The organism is Streptomyces sp. MGP-BFMKR1, assembly GCF_057766585.1.
The window spans coordinates 8232906-8246939 of the sequence record NZ_CM173408.1 but is presented as its reverse complement, the minus strand read 5'-3'; the positions used below and the strand labels follow the sequence as shown (position 1 = coordinate 8246939).

At 72.0% G+C, this 14034-nt stretch carries 12 protein-coding genes and 1 pseudogene; 3 read left to right on the top strand and 10 right to left on the bottom strand.

From position 1 onward, the window contains the following. The first annotated feature begins 312 nt into the window (after window positions 1-312). The gene (locus AC3CHW_RS32900) at window positions 313-774 is read left to right on the top strand and encodes a peptidoglycan-binding protein (RefSeq protein ID WP_488468909.1); all 462 of its coding nucleotides are present in this window, start codon (window positions 313-315) and stop codon (window positions 772-774) included. Between the two features lie 372 nt (window positions 775-1146). Here the strand turns inward: AC3CHW_RS32900 and AC3CHW_RS32895 are convergent, their stop codons facing one another. The 9 genes and pseudogenes from AC3CHW_RS32895 to AC3CHW_RS32855 all read right to left on the bottom strand — a co-directional run bounded on the left by AC3CHW_RS32895 (window position 1147) and on the right by AC3CHW_RS32855 (window position 12103). Continuing rightward, window positions 1147-1437, bottom strand: coding sequence for an acyl carrier protein (locus AC3CHW_RS32895; RefSeq protein WP_488468908.1), 291 nt, complete (start codon window positions 1435-1437; stop codon window positions 1147-1149). Further along, the gene (locus AC3CHW_RS32890) at window positions 1419-3278 is read right to left on the bottom strand and encodes a fatty acyl-AMP ligase (protein ID WP_488468907.1); all 1860 of its coding nucleotides are present in this window, start codon (window positions 3276-3278) and stop codon (window positions 1419-1421) included. The genes AC3CHW_RS32895 and AC3CHW_RS32890 overlap by 19 nt, the downstream gene beginning before the upstream one ends. Before the next feature lie 13 nt (window positions 3279-3291). After that, window positions 3292-4767, bottom strand: a complete 1476-nt coding sequence (purF, locus tag AC3CHW_RS32885; RefSeq protein WP_488468906.1) for an amidophosphoribosyltransferase — start codon at window positions 4765-4767, stop codon at window positions 3292-3294. Further along, window positions 4764-5309: a hypothetical protein gene (locus tag AC3CHW_RS32880; RefSeq protein ID WP_488468905.1), complete on the bottom strand. Its 546-nt coding sequence runs from the start codon at window positions 5307-5309 to the stop codon at window positions 4764-4766. Before AC3CHW_RS32880 ends, purF begins: the two co-directional genes overlap by 4 nt. Beyond that, window positions 5306-6187 (bottom strand): hypothetical protein, encoded by an 882-nt coding sequence (locus AC3CHW_RS32875; protein ID WP_488468904.1) that lies wholly within the window; start codon window positions 6185-6187, stop codon window positions 5306-5308. Before AC3CHW_RS32875 ends, AC3CHW_RS32880 begins: the two co-directional genes overlap by 4 nt. A 1165-nt stretch (window positions 6188-7352) precedes the next feature. After that, the gene (locus AC3CHW_RS32870; protein WP_488468903.1) at window positions 7353-7607 is read right to left on the bottom strand and encodes a hypothetical protein; all 255 of its coding nucleotides are present in this window, start codon (window positions 7605-7607) and stop codon (window positions 7353-7355) included. A 277-nt stretch (window positions 7608-7884) separates the two neighbouring features. Continuing rightward, window positions 7885-8650: pseudogene (locus AC3CHW_RS32865) on the bottom strand (IS5 family transposase); the annotation flags it as partial. Window positions 8651-8768: 118 nt separating this feature from the next. Then, window positions 8769-11579 (bottom strand): FxSxx-COOH system tetratricopeptide repeat protein, encoded by a 2811-nt coding sequence (gene fxsT, locus AC3CHW_RS32860; protein ID WP_488471253.1) that lies wholly within the window; start codon window positions 11577-11579, stop codon window positions 8769-8771. A 32-nt stretch (window positions 11580-11611) separates the two neighbouring features. Further along, a complete protein-coding gene (locus AC3CHW_RS32855; RefSeq protein WP_488468902.1) occupies window positions 11612-12103 on the bottom strand; it encodes a hypothetical protein in 492 nt (163 codons plus the stop codon). Window positions 12104-12640: 537 nt separating this feature from the next. On the opposite strand from AC3CHW_RS32855, the gene AC3CHW_RS32850 reads away from it, so the two are divergent. Then, window positions 12641-13162, top strand: a complete 522-nt coding sequence (locus AC3CHW_RS32850; protein WP_488468901.1) for a carbonic anhydrase — start codon at window positions 12641-12643, stop codon at window positions 13160-13162. Window positions 13163-13350: 188 nt separating this feature from the next. On the opposite strand, the gene AC3CHW_RS32845 is transcribed toward AC3CHW_RS32850, so the two are convergent. After that, window positions 13351-13476, bottom strand: coding sequence for a hypothetical protein (locus tag AC3CHW_RS32845; RefSeq protein WP_488468900.1), 126 nt, complete (start codon window positions 13474-13476; stop codon window positions 13351-13353). 290 nt (window positions 13477-13766) lie between these two features. Between AC3CHW_RS32845 and AC3CHW_RS32840 the strand changes: the two genes are divergently transcribed. Beyond that, window positions 13767-13910: a hypothetical protein gene (locus AC3CHW_RS32840; RefSeq protein WP_398609558.1), complete on the top strand. Its 144-nt coding sequence runs from the start codon at window positions 13767-13769 to the stop codon at window positions 13908-13910. The last annotated feature ends 124 nt before the right edge of the window (window positions 13911-14034 follow it).

The window sequence follows — 14034 nt, the reverse complement described above, 5'->3', positions numbered from 1 at the left end:
GGCGGGTAGCCAACTCGGTCGACCAGTGCGCTCGTAGGCGTAGTGCTCTCGCTCCACCAGTCCAACCGGTATGCGGCGTCCGTGCTGACCCCGGCCAGGTGTCCGAGCCGCCGGTTACGGGCGGCATGCCGGGCCTGCCCCTGGACTGCTGGCATCGGAACGCCTCATTGAGCCTTGAACAACGCGTTTGTTCTCACCAGTTGTCGTGCGTGCTGAACAATCCAGGAGGTGCTGCACTCAGTTCTGTGAGGGCTACCGACGCGACTGGGTGCCACTCGGGTCGGTAGCCACTTCGAAACCGAAGGAGGACGAATGCGGTCGAATATCATGCTGAGGGCGGCCATCAGCGCCACCGCCGCCATGAGCATCGCCGTTGGCAGCCTGGTGGGCGCGAGCGTCGCGGTGTCCGCACCGGCGGCTCCGCAGTCGGTGGTGGCCTCGCAGGCCAGTGCCCCGCGTGCGGTGAACAACCTCGGTCTGAACAATACAGAAGCCCGAAACGTCCAGTGCTTCCTGACGGATCACTGGGGCTACCACGGCCAGCTCGACGGGCAGCTGGGCACCGAGAGCTGGAAGGCGTTCCAGCGCAATCTCAAAGCGAACTGGGGCTACACCGGCGCGATCGACGGGGTTGTCGGGAGCGGCACGGTGAAAGCGTTGCAGCGTTTGCTGAAGGACAGCTGGGGCTACACGGGCGCGATCGACGGAGTCGCCGGGTCAGGGACCAAAGCCGCGTTCAAGCGATTCGCCGCTCGAGCGTGCCCCCTGACGTAGCGGTGTCGCTGAGGCCGTGGCCGGGAAGGCGCTGTCTGGATAGCCCGAGCGGCCCGGCCTTGTACGGCGACAAGCCGGGGGATGTCGATCGTCGCTGTCGCGAGCGAGCCCGGACCGATGCGGTCCGGGCTCGCTGCTGGAGATGGTCGGGCTCCTGGTGCACGAGCGGTGCGGCCGGGAGATCCGCCTGCGGCACAGCGCCCGCGGCAACACGCTGCTGGCCGCGCTGTCCTGACCGCTCCTTGCCCCGCACGCCACCACTCCCGCTCCGCTGCCCGTGCCGGTCGCGTACCGCCGTGCCGGTCCGTACGCGCCGCCGGGGAGGCAGCGGCCTTGCCGGCTCCACCCACCGGGGGCGGAACCGGCAAGGCGTCAGGCCGAGGGCCGTGAGGCGGCCTCGGCGCCACGCCCCAGCGTCTCCATGAGCTCCTGGGCCAGTTCGACGACCGTGAGCTCGCCGACCAGGAGATCGCGGCTCAGGGTCACCCCGGACCACCGTTCCAGGTCGTTGATCAGCACCGTGCCGTTGACCGAGTCGATGCCGAACGCGCTCAGCGGGAGCTCGGGGTCCACCGACCCCACCTCCATCTCCACCGTGTCGGCGAGCAGCCTCCGCAACCGCTCGACGGCACGGTCCACCGTGATCACCGGTGTTGCCCCCATGGTGTGTCTCCCTCTGCTCTCTGCTGGACCACCTGCGCTGTGCTGGACCACTGGCCGAGCGGCGTCAGTTGCCCCGCCCTTGTCTGCCGGCCGCACTCACGGCGCCGCACCTTGCCGCTGGTGGTGCGTGGAATCTTGTTGCGGGCCACCGCGTACAGCGTGATCGTGGCCGGGATCGCCTTGGCCACGGCGATCCCGGCGGCGCGTAGTGCCACGGCCAGCCGCTCCGGGTCGCGCTCGGTGGTCTCCAGCACCACGGCCACCTCACGGTCGTCCGCGCCGCGCGACCAGGCGGCGGCGCGCTGATGGGCGAACGCGGGGTGCGCCTGGGTGGCCACCGCCTCGGCGTCCTGCGGGAAGTAGTTCTCCCCGCCGATGATCAGCAGGTCTTTGATCCGCCCGGTGATGAACAGCTCACCGCCCTCCAGGAAACCGAGGTCGCCCGTGCGCACGAAGACCGCTTCGGGGTCCGCGCCCTCGATCCGGGCGGCGAAGACCTCCTCGGACTCCCGCGCCCGGCCCCAGTAGCCCCGGCAGTTTCCCGGCGCGTGCACCCAGATCTCGCCGACGCCCCCTTCGGGCAGCGCGCTGCGGGTGTGCGGATCGACGATGCGGATGTCCGTACGCTCCAGTGCCGGGCCGCAGCCGACGAGTTCGACGCCGTCGTCGGACGGGGCCACGGGGACCGCCTTGCCCTCGGCGAGCGCGTCCCGGTCGTAGTGCGCGACCACCGTCGGGACCAGCGACGGGCTGAGGCTCACCCCGAGGGTGCACTCGGCGAGGCCGAACCCGGGCGAGAACGCCGCGGCGCGGAAGGAACTCGCCTCGAAGGCGGTGGTGAACCGGCGCTGGGTCGCGGCGCGTACCGGCTCGGAGCCGTTGATCGCCACCCGCCAGGACGTCAGGTCGATGGCCGCGCGTTCCTCCGCGGAGACGCGGTTGACGCACAGGTCGTACGCGAAGTCGGGGGCGGCGGTGAACACGTCGTCCTCGCCGGCGATGGCCCGCAGCCACACCCGGGGGTCACGGACGAAGGCCGCCGGTTCGATGCTCACGGTGCGCGCCCCGGACACCAGGGGCAGCACGACGGCGGTGCACAGTCCCATGTCGTGGAAGCACGGCAGCCAGGACACGATCGTGGTGGCCGGCCCGACCTCGCACCGGTCGCGCATCGCGGTCTGGTTGGCCACCAGGTTGCCATGGCCGACGATGACGCCGCGCGGGTCACCGGTCGATCCCGAGGTGTACTGCAACAGGGCCGTTGTGTCCGGGTCGAGGGCGGCGGGGTCGGGCAGTGCCGGGGTGGTCGCGGCTTCTGCGGATTCCGCGGCTTGCGTGGGCCCGGCGGCCTCCCGTAAGGCGACCCAGGCCACCGAGGGCAGTCGGTCTGGGTCCGCTGCCTCGGCCGCCTGCGGGGAGGACACCAGCACGGCGCACGGGGCGCAGTCCCCGCAGATGGCCGACAGCCGGTCGGCGCGCGCCGACCCACGGGTGGCGGAGGCACGGAAGGCGGGGACGGGCACGGCGATCATCCCCGCGTACAGGCAGCCGACGAAGCCCACGTGGAAGTCGAGACCGGGCATGGCCGGCACGATCACCCGGTCTCCCGCGCCGCCCACCGCCAGCAGTGCGGCCGCCACCGCCCTGGCCCGTGTGTCGAGCCCGGCCGCTGTCAGCCGCTCGGCGGGTTCGCCGCCCGCGTCCAGCGCGGTCAGCAGCGGTTCGTCGGCGTGCGGCCCCGTGGCGCGGATCAGCAGTGCCTCAACGATCGTACGGGCGTCGAACGGGCGGGCGTCGCAGTGGCCGGACGCTCGCGCAGCCGGTGAAGGTGCGGTGTTCACGCTGGTGTTCTCCTCATTCGGCACGTCCTGGGAACGCGAGGGCGGAGTCGGAGTCCGGCCGCACGGCAGGGAGCGGCAGACTGGCGGGGGAGGCGGGAACAGCGGTCGGGTAGCGGCCGGTGAGGCACGCGGTGCAGTAGTTGCCGGGGTCCCCGCCCGTCGCGGCGATCAGCCGGTCGAGCGGCAGGAAGGCCACCGTGTCGCAGTCGAGCTGCCCGGCGATCGCGCTGACCGGCAGCCGGGCGGCGAGCAGTTCGGCGGGGTCGCCGGTGTCGATGCCGTAGAAACAGGGCCAGCGGTACGGCGGCGAAGCGATACGTAGATGTATCTCGGCGGCCCCGGCCCGGCGCAGCAGCCCCGCTACGGTACGCATCGTGGTGCCGCGGACGAGCGAGTCGTCCACGAGCACTACCTGCCGCCCGGCGACCGCGGCGGGGACCGGGGAGAGCTTCCTGCGGACCAGCGCCTCCCGGGAGCGCTGGTCACGTTCGATGAAGCTGCGCCCGGTCGCCCCGGAGCGCGACAGGCCCTGCACGGTGCTCAGTCCGGCGCGCTGGGCGTAGCCGTCCGCGGCCACCCGGGCCGTCTCGGGCGTGGCGACCACTACCGGCGGCTCGGCTCCGCGCCGGGGCGGCGGCGGGGCGTAGTCGGCCAGTGCCTGCCCGGCCCGGTAACGGGACCGGTAGACGCTGCGGCCCGACAGCTCGGAGTCGGGCCGGGCGAAGTACACGTACTCGAACAGGCAGGCCGCCGTCTTGGCGTCGGGCGCGGCCAACCGGGAACTGCTGGTGCCCCGGGCGCCGATGGCCAGCACCTCGCCAGGCTCCAGCTCGCGGATGACGTCACCGCCCACGGCGGTGATGGCGGCCGTCTCGGAGGCCAGCAGCCAGGTGTCACCGAGCATCCCGAGGGCGAGCGGCCGGAAGCCGTGCGGGTCGCGCACGCCGATCAGTTCCCGGCCGTCCGACAGGACGAGCGCGTACGCGCCCTCCAGCCGGGAGAGCACTGTGTGCAGGGCGGCGTGCAGATCGCCGCCGGTGGCCGCCGTCTCGTCGGCCAGGAGGTGGGCGAGGTGCTCGCTGTCGGTCGTTCCAGGTCCGTGCCCCGGGCCCGGCGCGCGAGGGTCCGGGCGGTTGTTGACGAGGGTGCCGTTGTGCGCGACGGCCAGTGCGCGCCCGGGCAGCACGATGGGCTGCGCTCCGGCCAGACCGCCCCGCGCGCCGTCGGTGGAGTAGCGGACATGGCCGAGGGCCAGCGGTCCCGAGGGCAGGGCGGTGATGTCGGCGAGTGCTTCGGCCACCAACCCGGCGCCATGCTGAGCGACGAGGGAGTCGCCCGTGCCCACGGCGATGCCGGCCGTCTCCTGGCCCCGGTGCTGGAGCGCGAGCAGCAGTTCGCGCACCAGGTCCGCGTGCCGGCCCGTCGGCCCGCGGGCTCCGGCGACCCCGCACGCCTCGCGCGGCTTGTCCGCGGTGGGCCCGTCGCTCATGGGACGTCACCGACGGCACTGGCGTCACCGGCGTTGTCGAGCCACGCGGTGAAGGCGTCCAGGTCCGGCAGGATGAGGGTCGAGCAGGACAGCACGGCGAGGTTCTGCCGCATCTCGGTGATGGTGACGACGGTGGTCCTGGCACGGTGGGCGGACAGCATCTCGGCGGCCGTTCCCATGCTCGGCTCGTGCCCCGGCAGCCACGCCACGCAGACGTCGCTGTCCGCCGCGAGACGGGTGAGCTGGTGGAACAGGTCGGTCAGCTCGATGAGCTCCGGACCGAGCTCGCGGCGGTGGATGGTCTGCCGTGCGGCGAGGGCCGCGTGGGCGGCGCGTACGTCGGCCGGATGCCCGGCGAGCCAGTCGCGCATCATCACCCCGGGGTCGTGGACCAGCGCGTCCGGCCTGCGCTCGGTGATGGCGGCTGTCAGTGCCGCGCGGTACGACTGGTCGGTGACGTGCGCGCCGGGGCGGGCGCCCTGCATGGTCCCGGCGAGGAAGAACGAGCGGGCATGGCGGCGTGCGGCAGGTGGCGCGGTCATTCGTCCCCCAGGGAGTACGCGGCCAGTTCGAGTCCGGCGGGGGCCACGGCCCGGTGGATCGCGGCAGCCTCCAGCAGGAACGCCGTGACGTCCGCCTCCGTGGCCTGGACCGCGTCGGCCACCAGCTCGGCGTCCCGCTGGAAGGCAGCGCTGCCGTACGCGCTGACCACGCCCTGGTTGTCCTTGGTCACCAGCGCGGAGGCCCCGGCGGCCGCCCCGCCGTGCGCCCGTGCCAACGGCAGGATCAGCTCCGCCATCCGCCGGGTGCCGGGGTGGACGACGCGCACCGAGACGCTGTGTTGTTCGGGGTGGACGAGCAGCGGCCTGACCCATTCGGCGGGTGGCGGTACGGCGGCGAGTCGGACGTCGGGCCGCAGCGTGAACGAACGCGACAGGACGTTGTGGCCGCGCCGCGGGCTGTACCGCACGTAGTCCAGGCGTATCGAGTCGTCGTCGAGCAGCCAGGTCGCCCGCATCCGGGCGGGCGCGGGCGAGCCGTCCGCCCGGACGCGGAGCGGGTACGCGTCGACCGTGACCCGCACCTCGCCGTCGACGGCCGCCCCGCGTTCCAGGCGCGGCGGGCGCTGGTGCAGCAGGTACGGGTCGAGCAGCGTGACGCACTCCGACTCACGGTAGACGGCCGCCACATGCCGGCCGTCTATGAGGTAGTCGGCCTCGACCCCGGTGCGCTCGGCGACCGCGTGGCCCGCGGCGAACGACTGCCACGCGCAGGAGGCGCCGAACCGCTCGGGGGCGGCCCGGGTGCCGTAGTACTCGTGGAACTGGGACGCGCTGTTGTACGGCATGCCGACGAGGACGTCGTCGAGCACGCGGTCCTGGGCATCGGACAGCTCTGCGGTGGCTTGCTGGGTGGTCATGACCGGCCTCCTTGACCGGCGCGGCGGCCCGAGCCGGATGGCTGTGGCGAGGCCGACGCGCGTACGAGGTGGTGCGTCCATCGGCGTCAGCAGAGGCGCACGCGGACGGTGGAAAAGGCTGCGGCACTGGACGAATCGGGCGAGAGGGGGCAGACGGGGAGAGCGTGGAGGGGCGGTTGCCGCCGCCTGGACCAAGCGTGTCCGGCGCGGCGCCGGGATCACCGCCGGGGGCCGCGCCATCCGGGGCGGGCGCGGGTGAGGCGACGGAGAGCCAGGACATGTCTGTCGGCGTGGGAAAGCCGGGGACGCCGTGCGTGGGCGAGAGACCGGCGGGTGGAAGGAAGGCAGATGGGCGGGTGAGGCCGAGACGAACACCGTGGGGGTGCCGTCTTTTTCGCCGTCGGCTAAGCGGGGCTTCCGCCGGACGCGCGGAATTCCTCAAACGCCGGGCTGGTCACGGTGCTAAGAGTCCGTTCATCGCTTCTGAGACGGCGACCGGGTGAGGGTCTTCACGCGGTGTTCTTGCATCACAACTCCAACGGAAAGTCAGCAATGGCCCGAAAGCGCCGGGTGCTGGCGGGTTGCGAACGCGGATATCACGTCCGTGCGAAGGGCATGAGGAGTGTGGTGAGGCGATTCGCCCAAGCCCCCGCGAACACCCGCCCAGAATACCGAACGGGGCATCCGTTGGACGGCTGTGGAAGTCGCATCAATGCCCCCGTGCTGCGACCTGTACGTCAACGCCCCCGTACCGGCATCTCCTTCAAGTTTCCGGTGCGTAACGCAGGAGAGCCAGCCTTATGAAGAATTTCAAAGTGACAAGCGCGCCCTCCGAATTGGCACCGTCTTGACCTGTCCGGCTGCCGGAAGCGACATGAGTGCCGCTCCGCGCACTTAACAACCCTTGCCAATAAACGCGGACGGCGGACTTGCCGGATGTGACACGCGTCTCGCCCGTAGGCGGGGCCGACTGCGCGATGACAGTCGACCGGATGGAGCGGACACGCTCAACGCCGAGTACGCGTCGGATACGCAGGCGGGTCCCACCCCGGGTACCCAGGACGGCCCGCCGCGGCTGCCGGACCCCTCCAAACTGTACGAGCGCAGAACGAGAAAGCGGGCCTCACACCGGTTGTCCCGGTGTGAGGCCCCTTACCTGTGCGTGTCAGTCGACGCCGGGCACGGCCACGGGGTTGTCGCCGAGGTAGCCGAGCCGGGCGTCCACGTTCGCCTCAGCCTCCCGGAGCCGCTTGGCGTGCGGCCTCTCCGACACCCGCCCGTTCTCCCCCGAGCTGACGTGGTAGGTCTCGCACGACCGCGGACCCGGCCGGGCATGGAAGCCGGGCCCGCCCATCGAGGCGGCGCCCCTCGCACCGGCCGCGAAGCCGATCCGGATCGGGTACGCGCGGTGCTCGACCACCCAGCAGGAACTCCAGTCCCAATTTCATGTCGAGCTCGCCTGGCTCCGGCGGTGGGGTGGCCAGTAAGGGCCGGCTGCGAGATCTCGGCACCATACGTGCTGGCTCGTGGCGGTGACGGTCATGCCGAAGTCGTAGAGGTGCGGCGCGCCTTGGCTCCCCCACCAGGCCCAGGCAGCGAGAAGCTCGTCGGCTAGGTTCTGTCGTCAAATGTCACGCCCACATCAGGAGTGATGCGAGGGTGATGGCTGCTTCGTAGGACTGGGCGGTCTTGTCGTAGCGGGTGGCGATGCCGCGCCACTGTTTCAAGCGGTTGAAGCACCGTTCCACTACGTTGCGCTGCTTGTAGGCCGTGCGGTCGAAGTTCGGCGGCCGGCCGCCACGGCTGCCGCGCTTGAGCCGGTTGCGGATCTGGTCGGCCCGTTCAGGAATGGTGTGCTGGATGCTCCGGCGGCGGAGCCAGGTGCGGATCGCCTTCGAGCTGTAGCCCTTGTCGCCCAGGAGATGGGCAGGGCGGACCCGAGGCCGGCCCGGCCCGGTGCGGGGCACTCGGATCGCTTCCATCACCGCGGTGAACTGGGTGCAGTCGTTGGTGTTCCCGCTCGTGACGACGAAGCCGAGCGGGCGGCCGAGTCCGTCGCAGGCGAGGTGGATCTTGCTCGTCAGCCCGCCTCTGGACCGGCCGAGCGCCGGGGTGCGGAGCCCCCTTTCGGGCCCCGGCCGCGTGCTGGTGTGCCCGGACGATGGTGGAGTCGACGGACACCAGCCAGTCGATGTCGCCTGCCGCATCCGCTTTCGCCTGCGCGGCCCGCAGCATCCGCTCGAACGTTCCGTCCGCCGCCCACCTGCGAAAACGCGTGTGGAGAGTCGCCCACGGCCCATACCGGTCGGGCACATCCCGCCAGGCCGTCCCGGTCCGAAACTTCCACACGATCCCATTCAGCACCCTGCGGTCATCCACCCGTTTCCGCCCCCGCAACGACTCGGGCAACAACGGCCGGACAAACTCCCACTCGACCTCGGACAGTTCATGGCGACGTATCACGACCCCATGATCCACCACCCAAGATCATTTGAAGACACCGCTTAGTGGCCGACCGGCGCCACCGCCCGGGAGTGGTACGCGGAGAGTGACCGAAAGCTCCAGCCGACGCGGCCGTCCATCACCATCTCCTCCATCGAGGTGAGGCTTCGGGCGGTGCGGTCCCATGGTTCTCGTCCTCCCCAATGGCCCAGTCGAGGAGTTGAGCGACGACTTCCGCCGCCCCCGTAGCGTCTCCCGCCTTCTCTCGCCAGTAGGCAAGGTCGCTGCAGGTGGTGAGGGTGTCGGGGTGGGCGGGGCCCAGCATGTGCCTTCGATCGTGGAGGAGCTCGGCGAGGATTACCGCAGCGCCTGCAGCATCCCCCGCTTCCCCTCGCCAGTAGGCGAGGTTGCTGCGGGTAGCAAGGGTGCGGGGATGGACGGGGCCGTACATGCGTGACAGGTCGTCGAGGAGCGCGGTGAGGCCTCTCGCGGCGCCGGCCGCGTCTCCCGCCTTCCCTTGCCAGTAGGCGAGATTATGGCGGGCGGTGACGGTATGAGGGTGGTCGGGGCCATACACGCGCCAGTGGGCCTTAAGCACTTCGGCGATCTCCCTCGCCGCGCCGGCAGCGTCCCCCGCTCTCCCCCGCCAGCGGGCGAGGTTATGGCGGGTGGTGAGGGTGCCGGGGTGGTCAGGGCCATGCGCGCGCGTCTGGTCGTTAAGGAGTTCGGCGGTCGCAGTCGCGGCACCGGCGACATCCCCCGCCTCCCCCCGCCAGCGGATGAGCTCATACCGAGTGGCGAGGGTGTGAGGGTGGTCGGGGCCATGCACGCGCACCAGATCGTGGAAGAGCACGGCTAGGGCTTTCGTGGCTCCGGCAATGTCCCCTGCCTCCCCCTGCCAGCGGGCGAGATTATGGCGGGTAGTGAGGGTGCCGGGGTCGTCGGGGCCATACACGCGCATGTGGGCCTTAAGGACTTCGGCGAGGGCCCTCGCGGCGCCTGCCGCGTCCCCCATCTCTCCCTGCAAGTGAGCCAGGTTGTGATGGGTGGTGAGGGTCTCGGGGTGAAAGGGGCCCAGTATGCGCTGCTGGTCGTTAAGGAGTTCGGCGGTCGCGGTCGCGGCACCGGCGACATCCCCCGCCTCCCCCCGCCAGCGGGCAAGTTCATGGCGAGTGGCGAGGATGTCGGAGTGAGAGGGGCCCAGTATGCGCAGTTGGTCCTCTAGGAGTGAGGTCAAGGCTTTCGCGGCGCCTGCCGCGTCCCCCGCCTCTCCCTGCAACTCGGCGAGGACACGCCGGGTGGCGAGGGTGCTGGGGTGGGAGAGGCCCAGTATGCGCTGCTGGTCGTCAAGGAGTGTGGCCAGGGCTTTCGCGGCGCCCGCTGCGTCCCCCGCCTTCCCTCGCCAGTAGCCGAAGAGCCGGCGGGTGGCCAGGGTTTGGCGGTGGTCGGGGCCGAGGTAGCGGTGTGTGGTGGTGGTCAGGTGGTGGAAGTAGGTGCGGGCGGCTTCGGCCTGGCCAGCCTCGCCGAGGCTTCGGCCTGTCCGGAACAGCACCGGGTGTGCGTCGGGCTGGTGCAGTGCTTCTTCGGCGTGGGTGGTCAAGGTGGTGGTGTTGGCGCGCAGCGCCTGTGCCAGGTCGGTGTCGCGTTCGATCTCGGGCCAGGCGGCCAGCAGGGCGTCGGCGGCTGTGCGGGCGAGCTGGTCACGGTGAGTGGGGGTGAGTGTCTCGCGCACGGCGCGTTGGATGAGCTGGTGGACTCGCACGGCCTGGTGTTCGGTGGCGGGGTTGTGCTCGACCAGGCTCAGGCGGTGCAGCACTCGCAAGGCCTGCACCGCTTCGCCGGCGTCGACCTCGGCCGTGGGGCCCGTGGCCGGTGTGCGGTGTGCGGTGAGGTGAGCTAGGACGGGTGAGCTGGTGAGGACATCGTGGGGGATGCCGTTGGAGTGCATGAGCGCGGCCAGTTGGAGGAGGGGGCGTGCCAGCCCGGCGGGTCGTAGAGTGTCGGCGCGGTCGATCGACAGGGACCAGGCGGCGGCTACGGGGTGGGGTTGGTCGTCGGGGAGGGCGTCGGGGGTGGTGTCGGCCAGGGTGCGGGTGCGGTCGGCCAGCAGGGCGCGGTAGGTGCCGCAGTCGATGCCGGCGTCCAGGAGGTAGGCGGCGGCCTGCGACAGTGCCAGCGGGAGACGTCCCAGGTCTGCGGCGAGCGCGGCCAACTCCATCTCAGGCTCATCACGACCGGCAGCGACCAGTGCTTGGGTGAGGTAGGCGACCGCTTGTGCGCTGGTGAAAAGCCCCACGTCGATCGTGCGTCGGCCGTGCCTTGTCAGGGCCGCGTCGCGGCGGCGTGTGGTCACCACGGTTCGCCCGTACTGGCTCGACGGCGGCCACAACCCGTTCAGGTCGGCCGGGTCGGCCACATCGTCGAACACGACCAACCATCGGCACACCCGCTGGCCCCTCTTGGGCTCCAACCACGCCAAGAACACCTGCGCGTCACGCTGCGCGTCTCCGGAGTCCAGCGCGAGGACCTCGGCGGCGGCCTGGGCGAGACGAGTAACCACAGCGGTGCGATGGTCCGCAGTGATCCACACTAGTACGTCCAGCTCGCCGGCCTGCCAGACGGTGCGAGCGAAGTCGGCCGCGAGCTGCGTCTTGCCCACCCCGCCCATCCCCACCAGCACCCCACCCGAGGGCATCTGGTCCACGGAGCCAACAACCGCGGTCCCACCCTCAGTAAGGACTGTGGTCAGTCGGGCGACCTCCGCCCGGCCCTGGAAGCAGCCCGCGCGCGCCGGGATGACTCCTACCTGATGTGGCCACATGGCCGGCTGGCCCGGCGCGGCATGTTCGTGCCGGTGCTGGTGCTGGTGAACGCCGCCAAAGACATGGTTGGCGGCCACGCTGCCGTTGGCTGCGGTGGCGACCGTGTTTCCCGCTGTGTTGAGCGGGATGGCCGGTGGGCTTGGCGGGGCGCCGGGTGCGGTCAGCCCTGGTGTGTCGGACCCGGCTGCGAAGGGCGGACCGGGGATCCGACTGTCACATCGCCCATCCCCACCGCGGCGGCCGATCCGCCCTCGGCGCGGACGTTCACATCTCCGCCGACCGCGACACCGCCGGGCCCCGCGCTGACCGCACCACCGGGCGGACCATGCCGCGCCAGCAGGCCACGTAGGTCATCCACGGCTCGGGATCGTTCGCCGTCGGGCAGGCTCTCCAGCAGGACCTCGATCCGCGCCTGCCAGGCCGCCTCCTGGCGAACCCTCACCCGCTCGGCTTCACCCGGGTCAGCCCCAGCGATCGCGGCCGCGGTGATGCCCAGCCGTTCCAGCTCCGCGCTCTCCCGCTCGGCATCGCCGCGCCCGAACCAGCCAGCTACCGCAGCCCGCAGCGTCGTCCACGCATCCGTACCCGCAGCCGCCACCACCGCCGTGCCACCGGATGCGGCTAACGCCACCACCACCTGGTCCAACAACACACCCTCCCCGCTCGAACACCTGACGCGACAGTAGCGCCCCAGACGCTCCAGCCGTCACGCCACCGTTGCGGCCACGTGACGTACCACCGTGCCGGTGCACCGTTGCGGCTTCTTCCTTATGGCGCCGTCCTTCTTCGCCTGCCTCTCGGGCCGTTGCCCAGGCTTGGTACGCAAGGCTCGCGCCACTCAATCCCGGCTCGCCGGTCATGCGATCAGCATCCCGGTGACATCGCTGTGTGGCGGGGGCACGGCCAACTCGGGTAGGCGAGCGTCCACGGCGTCACCGCGACCTGCTTCGTCCGCGTGGCGACCAGCTCGCCCTGCCTCCCCCTGCTGGCGGTACACCGGTGCTGCACGGTGGCGGCCGGGCGCGCGCCAACGGCCGGGCCCACATGCGCTGCCCCCGATGCCGTCCTCCTCGCCCTGCGCCACGCGCTGGCGCGGCACCACTGCCCCAAACCACCGGCTGGTGGCTGATCTGGCTCGCGGAGCTCGTGCGCGATCCGGCCGGCGGTCGCCGTACCGCGCAAGTATCGCGTGACGCCGTCCCAGCAGCCTTTCGCCGTGCTGTTCGGGTGCTCCGACTCCCGGCTGGCCGCCGAAATCATCTTCGACCGCGGCCTGGGCGACCTGTTCGTCGTCCGCACCGCCGGGCACGTCACCGGCACGGAGGTCCTTGGCTCCATCGAGTTCGGCGTGAGCGTCCTCAAGGCGCCCCTGGTCGTCGTCCTCGGCCATGACTCGTGCGGTGCCGTCGCCGCGGCCTGCTCCGCCCTGCAGGACGGGCAGACGCCGGGTGGCTTCGTCCGGGACGTCGTCGAACGGGTGACCCCGAGCGTGCTGGCAGCCCGCGCCGCCGGACGCGAGACGGCCGAGGAGATCCTGGCCGAGCACATCGAGCACACCGTGGACCTGCTGCTCGAACGCTCCCGCGTCCTGGCCGATGCGGTGGCCGACGGCCGCCTGGCGGTGGTGGGCCTGTCCTACCGCCTGGCCGACGGCAGCGCACAACTCGTCGCCGCCCGAGGTCTCGACGCGGTGGTCCCCGCCGCGTCCTGACCGTCCCGACCGCGCCGCTCACCGGGAGAAGCAGGGCCCCGCCGGCCTGGCCCATACGCTATTCGGCATCTACGGCTCGGCCTCCCGCTGACCCGCCGGCCGCCGATCAGGGAGGACGAGGCTACAAGGGGGTCTCGCGGAAGTCGGGCCCGGTGCCGACGTCCGCCGCGGGCCTTCCGCGGCCGTGCCTACGCACGCGCGTCACCGGGAGCGTCGTCGAAGAGGTCGAGCTGTTGTTCCCTGGGGTCGGTGTCCTGGGCACCGGGCAGCGGGTCCTGCCAGGCCGTCGCGTCGCGCAGCGGCACGCGCTGCATGGAACCGGGACACAGGCCCGCCCGTGCGGGCGGGGCGGCCGGCGCCGCCACCGGCGCTGATCACCCAGCCGGTGCGGATCGACCCGCCAACCGGCCCACGCGCCAGTGCGCCGCCCGGCTCCCCCGGCGGCCCACCCCACGCCTCCCCGGCCGCCCCGCCGGGCCCGGCCGCACCCCCGACCAGCCGGCCGCCGGCCGCCACCCCACCCTCGGTGGCCGCGCCCCGGCCCCAGGCGCCGCCCAACCCGCGACCGCTGCCCCACCCGACGCCCCCGCCCCACGCACCGGGCATGCCGATCTACGCGGAGCTGGCCGAGCGCTGGCTCGGCGCGGGCCGGACCGTGCCGGGCGCGTACGACCAGGAGTGGGCGGACCTCGTCAACCGCCCCGCCTGGCCCGCCACCCGCCGGGCCGGCGCGACGCCGCACGGCTGAGGCCCGGCTCCGGGCCGCCCGTGCGGGGGCGGCCCGGGGCTCGCCTGGGCCGCCCTCCGGACGGGCGCGGCCCGGGCGGGTCCGGCGTGGCGCGGGCCCGGCGTGGCGCGGGCCGCCCTCTCGT

Coding starts and splice junctions, on each gene's coding strand:
- AC3CHW_RS32900 (WP_488468909.1), top strand. CDS start 313: ATGCGGTCGAATATCATGCTGAGGGCGGCCATCAGCGCCACCGCCGCC.
- AC3CHW_RS32895 (WP_488468908.1), bottom strand. CDS start 1,437: ATGGGGGCAACACCGGTGATCACGGTGGACCGTGCCGTCGAGCGGTTG.
- purF (WP_488468906.1), bottom strand. CDS start 4,767: ATGAGCGACGGGCCCACCGCGGACAAGCCGCGCGAGGCGTGCGGGGTC.
- AC3CHW_RS32880 (WP_488468905.1), bottom strand. CDS start 5,309: ATGACCGCGCCACCTGCCGCACGCCGCCATGCCCGCTCGTTCTTCCTC.
- AC3CHW_RS32875 (WP_488468904.1), bottom strand. CDS start 6,187: ATGACCACCCAGCAAGCCACCGCAGAGCTGTCCGATGCCCAGGACCGC.
- AC3CHW_RS32845 (WP_488468900.1), bottom strand. CDS start 13,476: ATGCAGCGCGTGCCGCTGCGCGACGCGACGGCCTGGCAGGACCCGCTG.
- AC3CHW_RS32840 (WP_398609558.1), top strand. CDS start 13,767: ATGCCGATCTACGCGGAGCTGGCCGAGCGCTGGCTCGGCGCGGGCCGG.